The sequence below is a fragment of the Limobrevibacterium gyesilva genome (assembly GCF_025989185.1).
Taxonomy (GTDB): domain Bacteria; phylum Pseudomonadota; class Alphaproteobacteria; order Acetobacterales; family Acetobacteraceae; genus Limobrevibacterium; species Limobrevibacterium gyesilva.
In genome coordinates, this window is the sequence record NZ_JAPDNT010000075.1 from 1 (window position 1) to 1413 (window position 1413).

The 1413-nt window shown below is 67.5% G+C and carries 1 protein-coding gene and 1 pseudogene; both read left to right on the top strand.

Annotation, left to right across the window (positions count from 1 at the left end):
* Positions 1–188: 188 nt before the first annotated feature.
* Positions 189–356 (top strand): annotated as a pseudogene (tnpB, locus tag OL599_RS25745) (IS66 family insertion sequence element accessory protein TnpB); the annotation flags it as partial.
* A 60-nt stretch (positions 357–416) separates the two neighbouring features.
* Positions 417–1413: IS66 family transposase (tnpC, locus tag OL599_RS25750; protein ID WP_264716928.1), on the top strand; the 997-nt coding region annotated here is incomplete at its 3' end.

A 1413-nucleotide genomic window follows, 5' to 3' on the forward strand; every position in this document is an offset into this window, starting at 1 on the left:
GGTTCAAGAACCGCGCCTGATCCTGCCGGCTAACTCTCCACCAGCGATCGGCCGACGCTGCTCACCGCTCCTCCACCTACGGCTCCGGAGCGGCGAACAGCGTCAAACTACGCGCACCGTAAGGGGGGTCACTTTTGGACGCCGATCTGGGGTCCCTTTTGCACGCCGATTGACAGCTTGTCTGGGACGGATCCGGTCTGTGCCTCGTCACCAAGCGGTTGGAGACCGGCGCGTTCACCTGGCCACCGGTGCGTGATGGCGCGGTGACGCTGACCGCCACGCAGTTGCGGCTGCTGTTCACCGGCATGGACTGGACGCAGCTCGGTGCCCGCGCGATCGCGATGCCGTCTGAATAAAGCGCCCGTCCATAGCTGAAACCCTGGCGAAACGCCCATGTGGTTCGGTAGCATCGCCGCATGGCCTCCGACGTTGCTCCATTGCCGCGTGAGCCCGACATCCTGATCGAGATGATCGTCGAGCTGCGCGACGAGAACGGCAAGCTGCGGGCGATGCTGGAGACGTTGCGGCGGGCGCTGTATGGCGCGCGCTCGAAAAAATTCGATGCTCCCGCGACGCAGCTGGCGCTTGGGCTCGCGGATCTCTCGACGGCGCCGGTCGAGCCCGAGCCGGAGAACACGAAGCCGCAGCCGCGGGATCAGTCGATACGCCCGAAGCCGGTGCGCAACATCGGCGGCCTGCCCCAGCATCTGCCGCGCGAGGATGTCGTCATCGAGCCTGCGGTCGACGCCTGCCCGTGTTGCCACGGCACGCTGCATCGGATCGGCGAAGGCGTCCGCGAGATGCTCGACATCGTCCCGGCGATCATCCGGGTCAGGCGCATCCATCGCCCGCGCTATGGCTGTCGTGCCTGCGAGAGCGCCGTGGTGCAGGCGCCGGCACCGTCCCGTCCCGTCGAGGGCGGGCTGCCGACGACGACGCTGCAGGCTTACGTCGCCGTGTCGAAGTTCGCCTGGCATCTGCCGTTGCATCGCCAGGCGCAGATGCTGGCGGGCCATGGCATCGATCTCGACCGTTCGACGCTGGTGCACTGGATCGGGCGCGCAGCCTGGTGGCTGAAGCCGTTGCATGACCTGCTGATCGAGACCGTCATGGCGGCCCCCAAGGTGTTCTGCGACGACACGCCGCTGCCGGTTCTGGATCGCACGCGTCGGCGGGCGCGCATTGCGCGATTGTGGTGTTACGCGGTGGATGATCGACCATGGCAGGGACCGGCACCACCGGCGGTGGTCTATCGCTACGCCGAGGACCGCCGTGGCCGTCACATCAGGGCCCATCTCGACGGGTTCCGCGGCGTGCTGCAGGTGGACGGCTACAGCGGATATGACGAGCTGGCCCGGCCGAACCGCCCGGGTGGCGCGATCACGCTCGCCTACTGCCTGGCGCATACACGGC